Origin of the sequence: Nonomuraea sp. B5E05 (assembly GCF_039880665.1) — a bacterium.
GTDB lineage: Bacteria > Actinomycetota > Actinomycetes > Streptosporangiales > Streptosporangiaceae > Nonomuraea.
On sequence record NZ_JBDPMJ010000006.1, the window covers coordinates 14,095 to 29,681 of the forward strand.

Consider the following 15,587-nt stretch of genomic DNA (forward strand, 5'->3'; position numbering starts at 1 on the left):
ATCGACGGACCGTCAGCGCAGGATGCCTTCGTGCAGGGCGCGCAGCACGGCGTTGGTGCGATCGCGGGCGTCGAGCTTGAGCAGGATTGTGGACACGTAGTTCTTCACCGTGCCCTCGGCCAGGAACAACGCCCTGGCGATCTCCCGGTTGGCGTAGCCCTCGGCCACGAGCCGCAACACTTCGAGCTCCCGCTCGGTGAGCTCCTGCACCGGTGCCACGTCGCCGCCGGCCGGTGGAGGGCCGGAGCGGATCGCGCGCAGCAGCCGGTCGGTGATCGACGGCGCGACGAGCGTGCCGCCGTCGGCCAGGGTGCGCACCGCCCTGGTCAGCTGCTCCAAGGTCACGTCCTTGAGCAGGTAGCCGCGCGCGCCCGCCTGGAGCGCCTGCAGCACGAGCGTGTCGTCGTTGAAGGTCGTCAGCACGAGGACCGGCGTCTCGATGCCGCGCTCACGCAGGTGTTCGAGCGTCCAGATCCCGTCGTAGCGCGGCATTCTCAGATCCAGCAGCACCACGTCCGGCCTGGTCGCCGCGATGACCTCGATCGCCGCCCGCCCGTCGTCGGCCTCGCCGGCCACCTCGACGTCGGCGACCTCCAGCAGGCTGCGGATCCCCTGACGGACGAGCGTCTGGTCGTCGACCACCACGACCCGGGTCACGACGCCGGCACCTGAGCCGTGACCCGGAACCCGCTCCGGCCGTCGACGCTGACCTCGCCGCCGAGCGCCTCGAACCGCTCGGCCAGCCCGCGCAGCCCGTTGCCGAGCACCGGATCGGCCGCGCCACGGCCGTCGTCCACCGCGGTCAGCCGCACCGCGTCGCCGTCGGGCGCGACCTCGATCCACAGTTCGCGGGCGCCGGCATGCCTGATCGTGTTGGTGACGATCTCCTGCACGGCTCGTACGAGCGCCGCGACCTGCTCCTCGCCTGCCCGCACCTCGGGCGCGACCTCGATCGACACCTCGAGGCCGGGCAGGTCACGCACCACCTGCCGCAGGGCCTCCGTGAGGTCGGACGACTCGGTGCGCAGCCGGCCGACGGTGGCGCGTACGTCGCCCAGCAGGTCGCGCGCCACCCGGTTGGCCCGCTCGACGTGCTCCCGGGCCCGCTCCCCGTCGCGGTGACGCGCCGCCTCCAGCTCCAAGGTGAGCACGGTGAGCTGGTGGCCGATGAGGTCGTGCAGATCGCGGGAGATCCGGAGCCGCTCGGCGGTGCGCGCCGACTCCGACAACAACACGCTCGCCGCCTGGAGCCCGACGTGCGCCTCGGCCAGCTCGCGCCGCATGTTCTGCTCACGCATGGTCACCAGCGAGCTCAGCAGCGTCGCCGCCTGGATGAGCACGTAGAAGCCGATGCCGAGGGCCGTCTCCGCGGCGTCCATGCCGCGCCATGCCGCGGAGAGGACGAGCACCACGGTGTTGAGCCCCACCACGACGAATCCGGCCCACGGGGGCACCACGTGGACGCTCATCGCGGCGACGATCACCAGCAGGATCGGCAGGAGGCTCCATTCCTCCGCCGACACCACCACGGCCCACGCCGCCACGACCGCCGCCGCGAACGCCGCGTAGCGGACCCACCGCGGACGGCCCGAGCCGCCGGCGACGAGAACGGCCGCGATGAACACCACGAACAACGTGATCCACAGGGCCCGGGGAATGACCGCCTCGGCCGCGCCGGCCAGGACCGGACCGCCGGCCACGACCGACACGACGAACATCGCCAGCCCCGACCACTCCTCCGGCCCGAGTCGACGCATGGCCTCACCCTAACGCGGGCCCGGCGCCGTCCTCGGGTGCCGAAAGTCATGCGCGCACGGCCTGACCATCGGCACAGGCGCGCGCCCGCCGGGCCCACCTAACGTCGCCGCATGGAAGAGACGGACACGGCGGTGGAGGCCACGAACCTCCGCAAACGCTACGGCGACACGGTGGCGGTCGACGATGTGAGCCTGCGCGTCGGGACGGGCGAGATCCTCGGCATCCTTGGCGGCAACGGGGCCGGCAAGACCACCACGGTGGAGATGATCGCCGGGCTGCGGACGCCCGACAGCGGGCGTGTCCGCGTGCTCGGCCTCGATCCGGGGCGCGACCGCGCGAGGCTCCGCCAGGTGCTGGGGGTCCAGCTCCAGGAGGCCCAGCTCCACCACGCGCTGACGGTCGCCGAGCTCATCGGCCTGTTCCACGGTTTCTACCCGCATCCGCGTCCCGTCGAGGAGGTCCTGGAGCTCGTCGGGCTGACCGACCGGCGTACGACCCGCTTCGAGAAGCTCTCCGGGGGCCAGCAGCAGCGGCTCTCCATCGCCGTGGCCCTCGTCGGGCGGCCCCGCGTCGTGATCCTCGACGAGCTCACGACCGGGCTGGACCCGCGTACGCGCCGGCGGATGTGGGCCGCGGTCGAGCGGCTGCGCGACGAGCGGGTCACGGTCCTGCTCGTGAGTCACGCGATGGAGGAGGTGGAGCGGCTCTGCGATCGGGTGGCCCTCCTCGACGCCGGCCGCCTCGTGGCGCTCGACACGCCCGCCGGGCTGGTCGCCAGGACGGGAGCCGCGAACCTCGACGATGCGTTCGTCGCCCTTTCCGGGTCGCGGCCGGAGGAGATCTCATGACCGTCGACGACGCGTTCGTCCATTTCGCATCACGGCAGGAGGGAACCTCATGACCGTCGACGCCCGCCGTCCCGGCCTGGGATCGTGGCTGACGCTCATCCGGTGCGAGGCCAAGATGGTCGTCCGCGACACGGCCGGGCTCGTCGTGCCCCTCGGGCTGCCCCTGCTGATCCTCGTGATGAACGCCTCGTCGGCCGGCGGCGAGGTGGTGGTCAACGGCCGCACGGTGCTGGACCTCTACGTGCTGCCCCTGGTGCTGGCCATCATCATCGCCACCATCGGCGTCGTCAACATGCCCAGCTTCCTGGCGTACTACCGGCGTGCCGGGATCCTGCGCCGCCTGTCGGTCACGCCGGCCTCGCCGGCCATGGTGCTGATCGCCCAGGCGACGGTGAGCGCGCTGCAGACGATCATCGGCATCGGGGTGGCGCTCGCCGTGGCCGTGCTCGTCTTCGACGCCAACCTCCCCTTGCGTCCCGTCACGGCGCTCGGCCTCCTGCTGCTCGCGACCGCGGCGATGTACGCGGTCGGCATGATCGTGGCCGCCGTCGCCCCGACGCCGAACTCGGCCGTGGCGATCGGGCTCGTCGCCTTCTTCGCCCTCGGCGCCCTCGGCGGGCTGTTCGGCAGCCGGGAGGCCCTTCCCGAGACGCTGGCCATGGTGGGCGAGTGGCTGCCGTTCGGCGCCACCGTCGAGGTCCTGTCGAACGCCTGGGCGGGCACCCCGATCGAGCCCCTCCATCTGATGAGCCTGTCCGTGACGGTCCTCGTCGGCGGCGCCGTCTCGGCCGCGTTCTTCCGGTGGGACTGACCGGCATCGCGCGGAGGACAAAAGCCCGAGAGCTGGCCTTATGTCCAATGTGGGGCTTAGGATCGGTCACCGATGGTTGCACCAAGAGCGCGGCTCTCGCGGTTGCTCGACGACCTCGGACGCATGTTGCTCGACCTCATCGCGTCTCCCGGGGATCTGGACGGCGAACTGACGGGTGTGGCGATCCACGGCCCGGGCGACGAACTCACCGTCGAACCGGGCGAGCTGGTGCTCGGCGTGGGCCTGCACGACAACGACGCGATCGCCGGGCTCCTGCGCCGCCTCGGCGAGCGCCGTGCGGTGGGGCTCGTCGTCAAGCACCCGGTGACCGCGGACGCCTCCGTCGTCGCGGCGGTGCGGGACAGCGGCGTGGCGCTGTTCGGGCTCAACCGCGCCGCCTCGTGGTCGCACGTGGCCGCCATGCTCCGGGCACTGCCGCTGGCCACGACCGACCTCACCGGCGGCGCGGACCTGCTCGCCGGAGCGCCGGCCGGTGACCTGTTCGCCCTCGCGAACGCGGTGGGGTCGCTGCTCGACGCGCCGGTGACGATCGAGGACCGCGCGTCACGCGTGCTGGCCTTCTCCGGGCACCAGCACTGCGCCGACCAGGGCCGGGTCGAGACCATCCTCGGCCGGCAGGTCCCCGACCGCTACACGCAACTGCTCGAACAGCGGGGTGCGTTCCGCGAGCTCTCCAAGGGCACGCCGGTCTACGTCGAGCCCCTCGCCGAGGACATGCTGCCGCGGGTCGCCATCGTCGTCAGGGCCGGGGACGAGGTGCTCGGCTCGATGTGGGCCGTGGTCAGGGAGCCGCTGTCCGAGGCGCGTGCGGCGGCCTTCGCCGACTCGGCCAAGATCGTGGCGTTGCACATGTTGCGGGCCAGGGCGGGCGCCGACGTCGGGCGCCGGCTCAGCGCCGACCTGGTGGCCATGGTGCTGGAGGGCGGGCCAGGAGCTCCCGAGGCGGCCAACCGCCTCGGGCTCACCGACGGCCGGCTCTGCGTGATGGCCGCGCAGGTCGTCACGGGCGACGCCGCGGACACCGAGGCGGCCATGCAACGGCTGCGCGACGCCCTCGCCCTGCACTTCTCGGCGGTGCACCCGCGTTCGGCCGCGGCGCTGCTCGGCGGGACCACCTACGTCGTGCTGCCCGTCGGCGCGAGCGGCGACCGCGACGGCACGGCGTCCGTGGTCCGGCTGGCGGTGGACTTCCTCGCCCGGGTGGGGGCGCGTACGGACGCCGTCATCGGGGTCGGGCGGGCCACCATGTCACTCGCCGAGGTGACCCACTCCCGCCGCGAGGCCGACCGGGCGCTGCGGGTGTTGCAGACCGACCGCCGCGGCAGGCGGATCGCCCGCTACAGCGACGTTCAGGTGGAGTCGCTGCTGCTGCGTCTGGCCGATCTCGTCGCCGAGGACGGCGAGCTCCACCTCGGCTCGCTCGGAGCGCTGGTGGACTACGACGCCGAGCACGAGAGCGGCTTCGTCGACACCCTGTCGGCCTACCTCGACGCCTTCGGCAACGTCGCGGAGGCGGCTGGCGCGATGCACCTGCACCCCAACTCGTTCCGGTACAGGCTGCGCCGCGTCTGCGAGATCACCGGCCTCGACCTCGCCGACGCCGACGCGCGGCTCGCCGCGACGTTGCAACTGCGGCTCTACCGCGTCGCCAGGGAGCGGGGCGTGGTCAAGGAGACGGGATCCGCCCGGTCCCGGTGGTGACCCGTCATGACTCGCCCAGCAGGCCCCACTGCTCGGTGTTGTAGGTGGGGAACCCCAGGCTGTTGTCGCGGACGTTGCCGAGCTTCGCGCTGTAGGCGAGGAACGACCTGTTCTGGTAGAGCGGCAGGATCGCGTAGTCCGACGAGACGATCTTGTCGGCCTCCTGCAGCTTCACCGTCGCCGCCTGCGCGTCGGCGGCCGAGAGAGCCTCGTTCAGCAGCCGGTCGACCTTGGGGTTGCCGTAGTTGTTGAGGTTGAACCGGCAGAACGTCTGGTCCTCGGGGCAGCTCAGGTAGTAGGGGATGTTGCTGGTCGCCGCGAACGGCGACTGCGACACGGTGGCGACCGTCATCGCCCAGTTCCCCTCCTGCACGGCCTCGATCGTGTTGGCGACGGTGGCGACCTGCACGTCCAGGCCCAGCGGCGCGAGAGCCGCCTTGACCAGCTGGGCCTCGCTGGCGCGCAGCTGGTCGCCCGCCTGGACCACGATGCGCAGCGGGGGCACGGCCTTGCCGTCCGGGTCGGCGAGCTTCGACCCGACGCCGGTGTACCCCGCGTCGGTCAGGGTCTTCTTCGCCTTCTCGACGTCGCCGATGCCGTACTCGAGCTGGCTGACCACGTCGGAGTAGCCGGGTGCGCCGCCGATGAACATGTGGCTCAGCAGGGGTTCCGCGGTGTCGTCGAACTGCCCGATCGTCTTGTCGATCACGTCCTGGACGCGGATCGCCTGGAAGATCGACTTGCGCAGGGCGACGTCCTGGAGGGCGCGGGCGTTGAGGTTCAGCCACAGCTTGTGGACAGACGCACCCGGCGTCACCTGGTAGCGGACCCCGGGCAGCTCCTCGACCTGCTGGACGATGTCGACCTGCGGGTTCGGGTAGATGACGTCGACCTCCCCGTTCGCCAGCGAGGTCGGCTGCTGCGCGACGTCCGTGATGAGCCTGAAGACCAGCTTGTCCAGGTTCGGCGGCGGGCCGAACCACTTCTCGTTGCGGACCATCACCACGGAACCGTCGGCGGTGTACTCCTGGATCCGGAACGGGCCCGCCGAGAACTTCGGGACGGACTTGGCGAAGCCCTCGTTGAAGCTCTTCGCCAGGCCCGCGGCGGTGTCGGTCGGCCCGTACGTCTCGGCGACGTGGGCCGGCAGGAACGGCGAGAACAGCGCCTGCCAGTCGACGTACGGCTTGTCGAACACGACGGTGACGGTCCGCCCGCCGTCCGAGCCCTTCACCGACTTGATCCGGTCGTAGCCGGCCGTGTTGGACGCCTGGCACTTGGGGCACTCGCGCGGGTCGAGGGCACGCCAGGTGTAGATGAAGTCGTCCGCCGAGATCGGCCGGCCGTCGGACCAGACCGCCTTGGGGTCGATCGTGTACTTGATCGTCTGCGGTGAGTCGCCGACCTTCTCCGCGCTCGTCACGAGGGTCTCGTTGCGGATCGGCGTACCGTCCGGCTTGATCATGAAGGCGCCGGGCATCAGCACGCTCGAGATGTCGAGCACCGAGTACGTCGCGCCGGCGGAGTTCAGCACGTTCCAGTTCGAGATCGGATAGGTGATGGTGTAGGTCGCCGTCCCGCCCTTGGCGACCTTCGCGGTGTTCGCCGTGTTCACGTCGCCGGTGACGCGACCGTCGCCGGCCGTCGTGCCGCCTCCGCCCGCGCAGGCAGCGAGCAGCAGTGCCACGGCGCTCGTCGTCAGGGCCAGGGAGTGCTTCCCGCGGTAAGCCATGGTCTGCTCCAGATGCAGAGAAGGGTCAGGGACGCTCGTCGCGCAGCTGCGCGACGGCGTTGGCCGCCGCCCAGCCGATCAGCGCGTCGAGGTGGGGAGCGTTGGGTGATGGGTCGTCGGCACGGGTGAAGACGCCCACGGCGTACCTGCCGCCGTCGGCGAACTCGACCACGCCGACCTCGTTGCGGACCAGCGGGAGGGTGCCCGTCTTGCCGCTGACCACGATGTCGTCTCCGGGGAACCCGCTGGTCAGCCGGTGTGGCCAGACCTGGTCGCCCATCCAGCCGCGGACCAGCGCACAGGCCTCGGGCGCGGCCGCCTCGTCGCGCCAGATCCCGGCCAGCAGCCGGGTGATCTCCTCGGGCGTCGTCCGGCAGGTCACCCCGGGCACCAGCGCCCGCAGCGCCTGGAGGCGTTCCAGCGGCACCTCGGCCAGTTCCCGCTCGTCGTCGCGGTAGCTGATCCCGAGGTCCTCCTCCAGGGAGGCCAGGATCTCCGCACAGTTCTGCGGCACGGCCGTCGCGGTGAGGCCGAGCTCGGCGAGCAGCGCCGCCACGCGGTCCTTGCCGACCCGGTCGATGACGAGGTCGGTGGCCACGTTGTCGCTGATCACGATCATCAGCTGGGCGAGATCCCGGTACGAGATGACGGTGTGGTCGCGCTGCACCGACAGGCCGTACGGCGACGGCACCCCGCCCGGCGGCACGGTGACCCGCTCGGTGAGGTCGATCTCGCCGGCCACCGACTGGCGGGCCAGTTCGAGGGCGACCGGCACCTTGAGCACCGAGGCGGTGACGACAGGGGTGCTCTCCCCGACGCCCACCGACCTCCCGTTGGCCAGGTCACGCGCGTGCAGCCAGATGTCGGCGCCGAGCTCGCGCGCGTGGTCGCGGATCTGGCCGGGGGTCGCCGCCCTGGCGGTGCTCCGCGGCCTTCGGCGGGTCTCGACGCCGCGCAGGTGGTCGACGGCGATCCTGGCCACCGTGCCGACGCAGGCGTCCGCGGCGGGGATGCGGTACTCGTAGGAGTCGGACCGTACGAAGACGGCGACGGCGTACGCGCGGCCGCCGGTCTCGACGACGCCGACCTCGTTGCGCCAGAAGCGCAGGGTGCCCGTCTTGGCGCTCACCCGCGCGTCCGGCTCGGTGAACCCGGAGCGCAGGCGGTGCGGCCAGGCCTGCAGGCTGAGGATGCGGCGCATCTCGGCGCACTGCTCGGGAGGCGCCGCCTCGTCGTTCCAGATGGCGGCGAGCAGCCGGGTGATCTCGCGGGGGGTGCCTGCCTGCAGGGACCGCTCCGGGTCCACCGCGCGGGCGGCGCGCCACACCTCGGGGCCGGCCTGCTCGTCCGGCACGTCCTCGTAGATGCTCTGGTAGATGTCGTCGCAGGTGCCGTCGACCCGGGTCGCGGTCAGGCCCAGCTCGCGCAGGGTGGCGTTGATCGCCTCGGTGCCGAGCAGGTCGACGAGCAGGTCCGTGGCGGCGTTGTCGCTGACGCTCATCATCCAGTACGCGAGGTCGCGCAGCGAGAGCTCGATCGGGTCGGCCATCACGGACAGCCCGGTCGGTCCCGCCGAGCGCCCCTCGACGGGGACGTCGATCCGTTCCGCGGGGTCGAGCCGCCCGTCGCCGAACCGCCGGAACAACTCCACCAGCACCGGGATCTTGAAGACGCTCGCGAGCACCACGAGCCCGTCCTCGCCGTACCCGACCTCCTCGCCGCTGTCGAGATCGACGGCGTGCGCCCAGGCCCGCGCGCCGACCGCGCCGAGGACCTGCTCCACCTGCTCTTTCACGCGTTTCTCCTGTCGTCTCAGCGCCGGCGGCGCAGGGCCCGGCCGGACAGGCGCCCGGTGGGAACGCCGTCGGCCAGCGCGGTCTCTCCGTTGACCACCACGTGCCGGACACCGGTCGCGTACTGGTGGGGATCCTCGTACGTCGCGCGGTCGCCGACCGTGTCGGGGTCGAACACGACGATGTCGGCGAAGTTGCCCGGGGCGAGCACGCCGCGGTCGCGCAGGCCGAGGTTGCCCGCGGGCAGGCTCGACATCCGGCGCACGGCCTCGCCGAGGGTGAGCAGCGACTGCTCGCGGACGTACGTGCCGAGGATCCGGGCGAAGCTGCCGTAGGCGCGCGGATGGGTGGGCACGCCGGAGTCGGGCGGTTCGGCGGCGAACGTGGGGGCGTCGGAGCAGACCGAGACCCACGGCTTGCGCAGGGCGGTGCGCAGCGCCTCCTCGTCCATCATGAAGTACATGGCGTGCAGCGCCGGCTCCTGCTCGACCAGCTGGAGCAGCATCTCCACGGGGTCGGTGCCGTCCGCGTCCGCCGCCTGCGCGAGGCTGAGGCCGCGGTATTTCGCCACCGGCCCGTTCGGGTCGGGGAGCAGCATGACGCCGCTCGCGCCGCTCGCGGCGAGGTAGAGGTTCTCCCAGCGCTCCGACGGGGTGACGACGGCCGCACGGATGCGGGCCCGTTCGCCCGGGTCGGCGAGCCTGGCCGTGAGCGCCTCGTGGCCGCCGTCGTGGAACTCCGGCGGGATCGAGGCGGCGAGCTGGGTCTGCCCGGCGAGGTAGGGGTAGACGTCGGCGGTCACCGGCCGGCCCGCGGCCCTGGCGGCCTCGATGCGCTCGATGGCCCGCGCCATCTTCGGCCAGTTCCGCCGTCCCGCGGTCTTGAGGTGGTAGATCTCCGCGTGCAGCTCGGCCCGGCGGCCGATCTCGATCAGCTCGTCGACGGCGTCGAGGAAGTGGTCGCCCTCGCTGCGCATGTGCGAGATGTACATGCCGCCGTGCCGCGCGACGACCTCGCACAGCGCCACCAGCTCGTCGGTCGAGGCGAAGCACCCCGGCGGGTAGATGAGCGCCGATCCCAGCCCCAGGGCGCCATCGGCCATCTCCTCGTCGAGGATGCCGCGGACGCGGTCGAGCTCGACCGCGGTCATCGGCCGGTCGTCCGCACCCGCGCCGATCATCCGCATGTTGTGCGCGCCGACGAAGCTCGCGACGTTCTGTGCCACCCCCTTGGTCTCGAGGTGGGAGAGGAACTCCGACAGGCGGTCCCAGGTCAGCGGCGGGTCGTCGGGAGCCATGCCGGGCTCGAGCTCGGCCCTGATCTCGGCGGTGAGCGGGCCGATCGAGATCCCTTCGCCGAAGACCTGGGTGGTGACGCCCTGGTAGAGGTCGGACAGGCCGCGGCCGTCCCGTTCCAGCGTGAAGTACGCGTGGCTGAGCACGTTCACGAAGCCGGGCGCGACCACCAGGCCGGTGGCGTCGAGCACGGGCGCGTCGGGATCGCCCCCGCCCGGACCCACGGCGAGGATCCGGTCACCCTCGACGAGGACGTCGGCCACGCGGCCGGGCCCGCCGCTGCCGTCATGGACTGTGCCACCGCGAATCACCAGGGTCGTCGACATGCGAGCATCCTGCGACGCCGGGACCGCGCAGCAGTTCATCCGATCGCACGAAGTCGGCAGCCACTTTACGTCCCTCTCCACGAAGAGCCTGCCCGGCCGGTGGACTGCACTGGGCTCCTAGGCGTGCGCGGTACGACGACACGGAGGTCGAGCATGGAGAGCACAGCCACGAGGCGGACGCTGTTGAAGGCGTCTCTCGCCGGTGTGGGCGGGGCGGTGATGAGCGCCGGCGTCATCCCGGGTGCGCGGGCCGCCTCGTCCGGCCGGCATCGCCCGGACTGGCACCGTCGCATCGACGAGATCGTCGCCGCCATCGAGCCGGAGGGCGTCGGCATCACCGTGGCCGTGAGCAAGAAGGGCCGTACGGTGTTCGCGAAGGGCTACGGCCTGCGCGACCGCGGCCTGCCCGACCGCTTCACCGGCGAGGACTTCTTCCAGGTCGAGCAGCTCGACGAGGTGCTCGACCTGGAGCGGGGCCGGCGCCGGGCCACCTTCGACACCGTCTACAACCTCGGCTCCATCAGCAAGGGTTTCACGGCGGCCGCGGTCCTGCTGCTCCACGAGCGGCGCAGGTTGTCGGTCCACGACCGGCTCGGCACGTTCCTCCCCGCCTACCGGCGGGCCGCCGACGTCACCTTGCTCCAGCTGATGCACCAGGTGACCGGCATTCCCGACTACAACGACTTTCCGCTGTTCCAGTCGGCGTACGACGCCTTCGTCGCCTCCGGGGAGACCGACCACTCGGCCGTCGTCGCGAAACTGGAGTCGCTGCCGCTCCAGTTCGAGCCCGGATCGAAGTACGCCTACAGCAACAGCAACTTCCTGCTCCTCGCGCTGGTGGTGCAGAAGGTGGCCGGGATGCCTTTCGGCCGATTCCTGGACCGCCACTTCTTCGGCCCTCTGCGGATGCGCGACACGACCCAGGGATATCCGGCGCGCGGCAGCCGGGACGTCGCCCTCGGCTACTACGCCGAGACCGACGGGGTGCACCGCGCGTACCAGTGGAGCCTGCCGTGGATGGCGGGCGCCGGCGGGCTGACCGGCAGCGCGCGCGACCTCGCCGTGTGGGACGCGGCGCTGTCGCGGCCCGGACTGTTCCGCCGGGAGACGCTGCGGATGATGTTCACCCCGGAGCTCGACAGTTACGCGTGCGGCTGGGTGGTCCAGAAGCACGACGGCAAGCCGTACATCTGGCACAACGGCGGCATGGGCGGGTTCCGTACCATGCATGCCCTGTTCCCGGACCAGGACATCTCCGTCATCCTGCTGAGCAACGACCAGACCACCTATCCCGCGATCGACCGGAGCGCGCCCAAGGTCTTCGACGCCGTGCGAGAGATCTGGTAGCGACCCGTGCTCACGTACACACTCCGCCGGCTCCTCATCGCCGTCCCGGTGATCGTGGCGTCGACCTTCACCGTCTTCCTGCTCGTGACCATGGCGGGCGACCCGCTCGCGGGCCTCAAGGGCCGCAACCCGCCTCCGTCGCCGCAGGTGATCGCGGTCGAGGAGCAGCGCCTGCACCTGGACGAGCCGCCGCTGCAGCGGTACTGGACCTGGATCACCGGCGTCGTGCAGGGCGACTTCGGCCCCTCCGTGCGGACCAACGTGGACATCGGCCACGAGATCGCCGCCAGGTTCGGGGTCACCCTGCGGCTGATAGCCGTGGCGGTGCTCCTCGCCCTCGTGCTCGCCGTCGTGGTGGGCGTGATCAGCGCGGTCAAGCAGTATTCGGGCATCGACTACGGGTTCACGTTCGCCGCGTTCCTGTTCCTGTCGATGCCGTCGTTCTGGTTCGCCGTGCTGCTCAAGCAGGGCGGCATCTCCCTCAACAACCTCATCGGCGACCAGGTCGTGTACACGATCGGGGAGAAATCCGTCATCGTCGAGGGCGGCGCCTGGGCCCATCTGGCCGACGCCGCCGGCCACATGGTGCTGCCGACGATCTCGCTGGCGCTGCTCTCCTTCGGCGCGTGGAGCAGGTTCCAGCGGGCGTCCATGCTCGACGTGCTCAACAGCGACTACGTCCTGTTCGCCCGCGCCAAGGGACTGTCCAGGCGGCGCGTCGTCGTACGCCACGCCCTGCGCACGGCGCTCATCCCCATGACCACCGTCACCGCGCTCGACTTCGCGACGCTGATCTCCGGCGCCGTGATCACCGAGACGGTCTTCCAGTGGCGCGGACTCGGCGAGTTCCTCGTCACCTCCGTCAACCAGCGCGACGCCTACGCGGTGCTCGCCTGGCTGCTGGTGGTCGCGGTGGCGGTCATCGTCTTCAACCTGATCGCCGACCTGCTGTACGCCCTCCTCGACCCCCGGATTCGCCATGAGTGACCACACCGAGGCGGCACCCCGCCCCCCATCGAGCGCGCAGGCGGCCGGCGCGGTGCGCCAGCGCAGCCAGGGCGAGCTGGTGCTCCGCCGCTTCCTGCGGCACAAGGCGGCCGTGATCAGCCTGGCGCTGTTCGCCGCCGTCGTCCTGCTGGCCTTCGTCGGCGGCGCGCTCTGGCGCTACGACTACGCCGACATCACCTCGGCCGTGTCCGTACCGCCCTCGCTCGACCACCCGTTCGGCACCGACAACCTCGGCCACGACACGTTCGCCCAGGTGCTGCGCGGCACGCAACGCTCGATCGAGATCGCCCTGCTCATCGCGTTCCTGGCCGGGCTGGTGGGCACCCTGTGGGGGGCGTTCTCCGGCTACTACCGCGGCATCACCGACAGCGTGATGATGCGGATCGCCGACCTCGTCCTCACCCTGCCGCTGCTGGCGGTCGCCGCCGTGCTGACCCGCGCCACCTCCGGCTCCTGGTGGTTCGTCGCGCTCGTCATCGCCGCCCTCCAGTGGGCGTACGTCTCCCGCGTGGTGCGCGGCGTCGTGCTGTCGCTGCGGGAGAAGGAGTACGTCGAGGCGAGCCGCGCGCTCGGCGCCACCGACCGCTGGATCATCTTCCGGCACCTGATCCCCAACGCGCTCGGGCCCATCATCGTCAACGTCACCATCCTCGTGGCCGCCGCCATCCTCGTGGAGACGGCGCTGTCGTTCCTCGGCCTGGGCGTGCAGCCTCCCGACACCTCCCTCGGCCTCCTCGTCAGCGAGGCCGACACCGCGGTCAGCACCCGGCCCTGGCTGTTCTACTTCCCCGGCGCGTTCATCGTGGTGATCGCCCTGTCCATCAACTTCATCGGCGACGGGCTGCGCGACGCCTTCGACCCGACCCAGCGGAAGGTGCGCGCATGAGCGAACGTGAGGCGGTGCTCGAGGTCGAGGGCCTCACCGTGTCGTTCCCCACCGAGGACGGCCTGGTCCGCGCCGTCCGCGGGGTCAGCTACGAGCTGCGGCGCGGCGAGGTGCTCGGCATCGTCGGCGAGTCCGGCTCGGGCAAGTCGGTCACCTCGATGGCGGTGATGGGCCTGCTACCGGCCTCGGCGCGGATCGGCGGCTCGGTCCGGTTCCGCGGCCAGGAGCTGATCGGCGCGCCGGACAAGCGGATGCGGGCCCTGCGCGGCGGCCGGATCGCGATGGTCTTCCAGGACCCGATGACCTCGCTCAACCCGGTCTACGCGGTGGGCGACCAGATCGCCGAGGCGGTCAGGGCGCACAACGACGTCACCGCCGCCCAGGCCCGCGAACGCGCCGTCGAACTCCTCGCCATGATGCAGATCCCGCGGCCCCGCGAACGTGCCCGCGACTATCCGCACCAGTTCTCCGGCGGCATGCGCCAGCGTGTCGTCATCGCCACCGCCATGGCCAACTCCCCCGACGTCATCATCGCCGACGAGCCGACCACCGCGCTCGACGTCACCGTGCAGGCTCAGGTGCTCAGGGCGCTGGAGACCGCGCGGGCCGCGACCGACGCCGCCATGGTGCTGATCACCCACGACCTCGGCGTCGTCGCCGGGGCCGCCGACCGGGTGCTCGTCATGTACGCCGGCCGCCCGGTGGAGCTGGGCGACGTCGACGACATCTACTACACGCCGCGGATGCCGTACACGCTCGGTCTGATCGGCAGCCTTCCCCGGCTCGACGGCGCCCGCAGAGGCGAGCGGTTGACGCCGATCGCGGGATCGCCTCCGTCGCTGCTCGACCTGCCGCCGGGATGCCCGTTCGCGCCGCGCTGCCCGATGCGCCAGGACCCGTGCGAGACGGCCGAGCCGGAGCTGGCCGCCTCCTCCGGCCCTGACCACCTGGCCGCCTGTCACTTCTCCGCCGACCTGGAAGGGCGGCGGCCCGAGGACGTCTTCACCGTGACGTCAGCCGACGATGCCGCTGGAGGTGCGCCATGAGCGGGCAGCCGCTGTTGTCCGTGCGGGACCTGGTCAAACACTATCCGGTGCGTGGCAAGGGCCTCCTGCGGCGGACGACCGGGGACGTGCACGCCGTGTGCGGGGTGTCGTTCGACCTGCACCGCGGCGAAACCCTCGGCCTGGTCGGGGAGTCGGGCTGCGGCAAGTCCACCACCGGGCGGGCCGTGCTCAACCTGCGACCGCCGACCTCCGGGCAGGTGCTGCTCGACGGCCAGGACCTCGGCGCCGTCACGGCCGCCGGCATGCGCCGCCTGCGGCAGCGCATGCAGATCGTGTTCCAGGACCCGTACGCGTCCCTCGACCCCCGCATGACGGTCAACGACGCGATCGCGGAGCCGCTGCGCATCCACGGCACCTACCGTCAGGACGGGCCGGACCGGGTGCGGGAGCTGCTCGGCAACGTCGGGCTCAACCCCGAACACGGCAACCGCTACCCGCACGAGTTCTCCGGCGGCCAGCGGCAGCGCGTCGGCATCGCCCGCGCGCTGGCGATGCGGCCCGAGCTGATCGTCCTCGACGAACCGGTGTCGGCGCTCGACGTGTCGATCCAGGCGGGCGTGGTCAACCTGCTGGAGGACCTCCAGCGGCAGCTGGGCCTCGCCTTCCTCTTCGTCGCCCACGACCTGTCGGTGGTGCGGCACATCGCGCACCGGGTCGCGGTGATGTACCTGGGCCGCATCGTCGAGATCGGCGACAGGGACGAGCTGTTCGACCGGCCCGCCCACCCGTACACCCAGGCGCTGATCTCGGCCATCCCGGTGCCCGACCCGCGTCGGGAACGGATCAGGGCGCGCGAGCGGATCGTCCTCGAAGGGGACATGCCGAACCCGGTCAGCCCGCCGAGCGGGTGCCGGTTCCGTACGCGCTGCCCGAAGTTCGCGCAGCTCACGACGGACGAGCAGCGCGCCTGCGTCGAGCAGGCGCCCGAGCTGGCCGACCGCGGCCACGGCCACCCGGCCGCCTGCCACTACGCGGAGGTCGCCGCCGTGTGACG

The 15,587-nt window shown here is 71.6% G+C and carries 11 protein-coding genes and 1 pseudogene; 7 read left to right on the forward strand and 5 right to left on the reverse strand.

The window, feature by feature from the left end; translation table 11 throughout:
• Nucleotides 1-12: 12 nt before the first annotated feature.
• Both ABGB01_RS13000 and ABGB01_RS13005 read right to left on the reverse strand, forming a co-directional pair.
• A complete protein-coding gene (locus tag ABGB01_RS13000; RefSeq protein WP_347773524.1) occupies nt 13-657 on the reverse strand; it encodes a response regulator transcription factor in 645 nt (214 codons plus the stop codon).
• Nucleotides 654-1,757 carry a histidine kinase gene (locus ABGB01_RS13005; RefSeq protein WP_347773525.1) on the reverse strand — a complete coding sequence of 368 codons (1,104 nt, stop codon included), beginning with the start codon at nt 1,755-1,757 and terminating at the stop codon, nt 654-656. The genes ABGB01_RS13000 and ABGB01_RS13005 overlap by 4 nt, the downstream gene beginning before the upstream one ends.
• Nucleotides 1,758-1,868: 111 nt before the next feature.
• Between ABGB01_RS13005 and ABGB01_RS13010 the strand changes: the two genes are divergently transcribed.
• The 3 genes from ABGB01_RS13010 (at nt 1,869) to ABGB01_RS13020 (ending at nt 5,139) form a co-directional block, all read left to right on the forward strand.
• The gene (locus ABGB01_RS13010) at nt 1,869-2,606 is read left to right on the forward strand and encodes an ABC transporter ATP-binding protein (RefSeq protein WP_347773526.1); all 738 of its coding nucleotides are present in this window, start codon (nt 1,869-1,871) and stop codon (nt 2,604-2,606) included.
• Nucleotides 2,607-2,655: 49 nt separating this feature from the next.
• On the forward strand, nt 2,656-3,417 hold the full coding sequence (locus tag ABGB01_RS13015) for an ABC transporter permease (protein ID WP_347773527.1): 762 nt from the start codon (nt 2,656-2,658) through the stop codon (nt 3,415-3,417).
• 72 nt (nt 3,418-3,489) lie between these two features.
• Nucleotides 3,490-5,139: a helix-turn-helix domain-containing protein gene (locus tag ABGB01_RS13020; protein ID WP_347773528.1), complete on the forward strand. Its 1,650-nt coding sequence runs from the start codon at nt 3,490-3,492 to the stop codon at nt 5,137-5,139.
• Nucleotides 5,140-5,143: 4 nt separating this feature from the next.
• Here ABGB01_RS13020 and ABGB01_RS13025 read toward each other — a convergent pair whose 3' ends face one another.
• Genes ABGB01_RS13025 through ABGB01_RS13035 form a run of 3 tightly spaced genes read right to left on the reverse strand, consistent with a single transcriptional unit; the run spans nt 5,144 to nt 10,285 of the window.
• Nucleotides 5,144-6,871 carry an ABC transporter family substrate-binding protein gene (locus tag ABGB01_RS13025; RefSeq protein ID WP_347773529.1) on the reverse strand — a complete coding sequence of 576 codons (1,728 nt, stop codon included), beginning with the start codon at nt 6,869-6,871 and terminating at the stop codon, nt 5,144-5,146.
• Between the two features lie 25 nt (nt 6,872-6,896).
• Nucleotides 6,897-8,666 (reverse strand): serine hydrolase, encoded by a 1,770-nt coding sequence (locus ABGB01_RS13030; protein ID WP_347773530.1) that lies wholly within the window; start codon nt 8,664-8,666, stop codon nt 6,897-6,899.
• Nucleotides 8,667-8,683: 17 nt separating this feature from the next.
• Nucleotides 8,684-10,285: a D-aminoacylase gene (locus ABGB01_RS13035; protein WP_347773531.1), complete on the reverse strand. Its 1,602-nt coding sequence runs from the start codon at nt 10,283-10,285 to the stop codon at nt 8,684-8,686.
• Between the two features lie 153 nt (nt 10,286-10,438).
• On the opposite strand from ABGB01_RS13035, the gene ABGB01_RS13040 reads away from it, so the two are divergent.
• From ABGB01_RS13040 to ABGB01_RS13055, 4 genes and pseudogenes are all read left to right on the forward strand, one after another.
• A complete protein-coding gene (locus ABGB01_RS13040; RefSeq protein WP_347773532.1) occupies nt 10,439-11,632 on the forward strand; it encodes a serine hydrolase domain-containing protein in 1,194 nt (397 codons plus the stop codon).
• Between the two features lie 6 nt (nt 11,633-11,638).
• On the forward strand, nt 11,639-12,619 hold the full coding sequence (locus tag ABGB01_RS13045; RefSeq protein ID WP_347773533.1) for an ABC transporter permease: 981 nt from the start codon (nt 11,639-11,641) through the stop codon (nt 12,617-12,619).
• Nucleotides 12,612-13,526: an ABC transporter permease gene (locus ABGB01_RS13050; RefSeq protein ID WP_347619747.1), complete on the forward strand. Its 915-nt coding sequence runs from the start codon at nt 12,612-12,614 to the stop codon at nt 13,524-13,526. Before ABGB01_RS13045 ends, ABGB01_RS13050 begins: the two co-directional genes overlap by 8 nt.
• Nucleotides 13,523-15,585, forward strand: a pseudogene (locus ABGB01_RS13055) (ABC transporter ATP-binding protein). The gene ABGB01_RS13050 and the pseudogene ABGB01_RS13055 overlap by 4 nt, the downstream one beginning before the upstream one ends.
• Nucleotides 15,586-15,587: the final 2 nt, after the last annotated feature.

Coding starts and splice junctions, on each gene's coding strand:
- ABGB01_RS13025 (WP_347773529.1), bottom strand. CDS start 6,871: ATGGCTTACCGCGGGAAGCACTCCCTGGCCCTGACGACGAGCGCCGTG.
- ABGB01_RS13040 (WP_347773532.1), top strand. CDS start 10,439: ATGGAGAGCACAGCCACGAGGCGGACGCTGTTGAAGGCGTCTCTCGCC.
- ABGB01_RS13010 (WP_347773526.1), top strand. CDS start 1,869: ATGGAAGAGACGGACACGGCGGTGGAGGCCACGAACCTCCGCAAACGC.
- ABGB01_RS13020 (WP_347773528.1), top strand. CDS start 3,490: ATGGTTGCACCAAGAGCGCGGCTCTCGCGGTTGCTCGACGACCTCGGA.
- ABGB01_RS13005 (WP_347773525.1), bottom strand. CDS start 1,757: ATGCGTCGACTCGGGCCGGAGGAGTGGTCGGGGCTGGCGATGTTCGTC.
- ABGB01_RS13035 (WP_347773531.1), bottom strand. CDS start 10,285: ATGTCGACGACCCTGGTGATTCGCGGTGGCACAGTCCATGACGGCAGC.
- ABGB01_RS13050 (WP_347619747.1), top strand. CDS start 12,612: ATGAGTGACCACACCGAGGCGGCACCCCGCCCCCCATCGAGCGCGCAG.
- ABGB01_RS13015 (WP_347773527.1), top strand. CDS start 2,656: ATGACCGTCGACGCCCGCCGTCCCGGCCTGGGATCGTGGCTGACGCTC.